Source organism: Promicromonospora sp. NPDC060271 (assembly GCF_042726755.1).
Classification (GTDB): domain Bacteria; phylum Actinomycetota; class Actinomycetes; order Actinomycetales; family Cellulomonadaceae; genus Promicromonospora.
Genome location: NZ_JBHXBG010000293.1, coordinates 1 through 3,545, shown reverse-complemented (window position 1 = coordinate 3,545; position 3,545 = coordinate 1). Strand labels below are relative to the sequence as shown.

Annotated in this window: 3 protein-coding genes; all 3 read left to right on the top strand. The window is 68.9% G+C overall.

The window, feature by feature from the left end; genetic code table 11:
* Positions 1-334 precede the first annotated feature (334 nt).
* The 3 genes from gap (at position 335) to tpiA (ending at position 3,527) form a co-directional block, all read left to right on the top strand.
* Positions 335-1,339: a type I glyceraldehyde-3-phosphate dehydrogenase gene (gene gap, locus ACFWE2_RS25035; RefSeq protein WP_377226916.1), complete on the top strand. Its 1,005-nt coding sequence runs from the start codon at positions 335-337 to the stop codon at positions 1,337-1,339.
* 114 nt (positions 1,340-1,453) lie between these two features.
* Positions 1,454-2,653: a phosphoglycerate kinase gene (locus tag ACFWE2_RS25030; protein ID WP_377226915.1), complete on the top strand. Its 1,200-nt coding sequence runs from the start codon at positions 1,454-1,456 to the stop codon at positions 2,651-2,653.
* Positions 2,654-2,756: 103 nt separating this feature from the next.
* On the top strand, positions 2,757-3,527 hold the full coding sequence (tpiA, locus tag ACFWE2_RS25025) for a triose-phosphate isomerase (protein WP_377226917.1): 771 nt from the start codon (positions 2,757-2,759) through the stop codon (positions 3,525-3,527).
* Positions 3,528-3,545: the final 18 nt, after the last annotated feature.

Sequence of the window (3,545 nt, the reverse complement as noted above, 5' to 3'; positions counted from 1 at the left end):
CACCCGGGTGACCTGTACGTCTGACACGTCCGGCCGTTTCTGACAGCGGGCGGCCGGCTTACCCCGGTATCTCGGGGGATCCGTCTTGTGAGATCGAACAGAACCCTGAGTTGCACACTGTCTGGGCTCGGGTCACGGTTCGGCCGGGTTCGGGTATAGGCTCGAAATCGTCAGGTGACGACGCCGTGACCATCGCGTTTCCCGTTCGGGTCGTCGCGGGGTCGCGGCGCCCGGAAAACCCTGCAACGCACGCTCCGTCGGGCATCGACGGCAGCGGCGACAGAACCAAGGAAACCTGTGCGCCGGGACGGCCGGCGCCCCTGAGGAGGGCATTGTGACCATCCGCGTCGGCATCAACGGCTTCGGCCGTATCGGCAGGAACTTCTACCGGGCTCTCGTCGAGTCGGGTGCAGACATCGAGGTTGTCGGGGTCAACGACCTGACCGACAACAAGACGCTCGCGCACCTGCTCAAGTACGACACCGTCCTGGGCCGCTTCGGCAAGTCGGTCGACTTCGACGACGAGAACATCATCGTGGACGGCAAGAAGATCCGCGCCCTCGCCGAGCGCAACCCCGCTGACCTGCCCTGGGGCGAGCTGGGTGCGGACATCGTCATCGAGTCCACGGGCTTCTTCACGGACGCCACCAAGGCGAAGGCGCACATCGACGCCGGTGCCAAGAAGGTCATCATCTCGGCCCCGGCCAAGAACGAGGACGCCACCTTCGTCATGGGCGTCAACAACGAGCTGTACGACCCGGCCGCGCACCACATCATCTCGAACGCGTCGTGCACCACGAACTGCCTCGCCCCGCTGGCGAAGGCGCTGAACGACTCGATCGGCATCGAGCGTGGCCTCATGACCACGATCCACGCCTACACGGGTGACCAGAACCTGCAGGACGGCCCGCACAAGGACCTGCGTCGCGCCCGTGCGGCCGCGCAGAACATCGTCCCGACGACGACGGGTGCCGCCAAGGCCGTCGCCCTGGTGCTGCCGGAACTCAAGGGCAAGCTGGACGGCTACGCCCTGCGCGTGCCGGTCATCACCGGCTCGGCAACGGACCTGACCTTCGAGGCCTCGCGCGAGGTCACGATCGACGAGGTCAACGCCGCCGTCAAGGCTGCCGCCGAGGGTCCGCTCAAGGGTGTGCTGGAGTACGTCGAGGACGACATCGTCTCCTCGGACATCGTGACCAACCCGCACCAGAGCATCTACGACGCGAAGCTCACCAAGGTGATCGGCAACCAGGTCAAGGTCGTCTCGTGGTACGACAACGAGTGGGGCTACTCGAACAGCCTCGTCAACCTCACCGTGTTCGTCGGCGAGAAGCTCTGACCTTCTTCGCCCCAGCGTGAACCACGACGTCCGCGTGCGCATCGGCCTGCCGACGCACGCGGACGTCGTCGTGTCACGGACCCTTGACCGCCGGAACCTCAATCTGGAGTGCTCATGAAGACCATCGACTCCCTCGGCGACCTGCGCGGCAAGCGCGTCCTGGTCCGCTCCGACTTCAACGTGCCGCTCGACGGGACCACCATCACGGACGACGGCCGCATCCGCGCCGCCCTGCCCACGCTGAAGCGGCTGACCGACGCAGGCGCCCGCGTCGTCGTGCTGGCCCACCTCGGCCGCCCCAAGGGCACGCCGGACCCCCAGTACTCCCTCGCGCCCGTCGCCGCCCGCCTGGGCGAGCTGCTGGGCCAGGACGTCGCGCTCGCCGAGGACCTCGTCGGCTCGTCCGCCAAGGCGACCGTCGAGGCCCTGGCCGACGGCCAGGTGGCCCTGCTGGAGAACGTCCGCTTCGACGCCCGCGAGACCTCCAAGGTCGACGCCGAGCGTGCCGAGCTCGCCGGTGAGCTGGCCCAGCTCGCGGACGCGTTCGTCTCCGACGGCTTCGGTGTCGTGCACCGCAAGCAGGCGTCGGTGTACGACGTCGCGCAGGTGCTGCCCGCCGCGGCCGGTGACCTCGTCCTGAACGAGGTCGAGTCGCTGTCCAAGGCGACCGGCGACCCCGAGCGCCCCTACGCCGTCGTGCTCGGCGGCTCCAAGGTGTCGGACAAGCTCGGCGTCATCGCGAACCTGCTGACCAAGGCGGACCGCCTGCTCATCGGCGGCGGCATGGTCTTCACCTTCCTCGCGGCCAAGGGCCTGTCGGTGGGCAACAGCCTGCTGGAGGACGACCAGATCGACGCCGTCAAGGGGTACATCGAGACCGCCGAGAAGAACGGCGTCGAGATCGTGCTGCCCGTCGACGTCGTCGCAGCGGACTCGTTCGCCGCCGACGCGCCGCACCAGGTCGTGGCCGCCGACGCGATCCCCGACGGCACCATGGGCCTCGACATCGGCCCGGAGTCGGGCAAGCTGTTCGCCGCCAAGCTCGCCGACGCGAGGACCATCGCGTGGAACGGCCCCATGGGCGTCTTCGAGTTCGAGGCGTTCGCCGCCGGCACCACCGCGGTGGCGCAGGGCATCATCGACGCGACGTCGAACGGCGCGTTCTCCATCGTGGGTGGCGGCGACTCGGCAGCGGCCGTGCGCGCGCTCGGCTTCGACGAGGCCGGCTTCAGCCACATCTCGACCGGCGGCGGCGCGAGCCTCGAGCTGCTGGAGGGCAAGGAGCTCCCGGGCCTCACCGTTCTCGCGGACTGAGTCCGTGCCGACCGAGGCGCGACCGACGCGCGACCGACCAGCCGTACCCCACAGAACTCAGAACGAAGGAAGAAGACACGTGGCTACCACCCGCACGCCGCTGATGGCGGGCAACTGGAAGATGAACCTGGACCACCAGCAGGCGATCAGCACGGTCCAGAAGCTCTCCTGGTCCCTGAAGGACGCCAAGCACGACTACACCGCGGTCGAGGTGGCGGTGCTGCCGCCGTTCACCGACCTGCGGTCGGTGCAGACGCTCGTGGACGGCGACAAGCTCGAGCTCGTCTACGGCGCCCAGGACATCTCCCGGCACGAGTCCGGTGCATTCACCGGCGAGATCTCCGGTGCGATGCTGAAGAAGCTCGGCTGCACCTACGTGGCGATCGGGCACTCCGAGCGCCGCGAGCACCACGGCGAGTCCGACGACCTGATCAACGCCAAGGTGCGTGCCGCCTTCGCGCACGGCCTGACCCCGATCCTGTGCGTCGGCGAGGGCCTGGACGTCCGCAAGGCCGGCGACCAGGTCTCGTACACGCTCGCGCAGGTGGAGGCCGCGCTGGTCGACGTGCCGGCGGAGCAGATCGCGAAGATCGTCATCGCCTACGAGCCCGTGTGGGCCATCGGCACGGGCGAGGTCGCCACGCCGGAGGACGCGCAGGAGGTCTGCGGCGCGATCCGCCGCGTGCTCGGCGAGCTGTGCGACCCCGACGTCGCAGCGGGCGTCCGCGTGCTCTACGGCGGCTCGGTGAAGTCGGGCAACGTCGCGCAGATCATGGCGCAGCCCGACGTCGACGGCGCCCTCGTGGGCGGCGCGAGCCTGGACCCGGAAGAGTTCGCGAAGATCGCCCGCTACCAGTCCCACGTCACCGCCTGAGACCAACCACCTCCGACG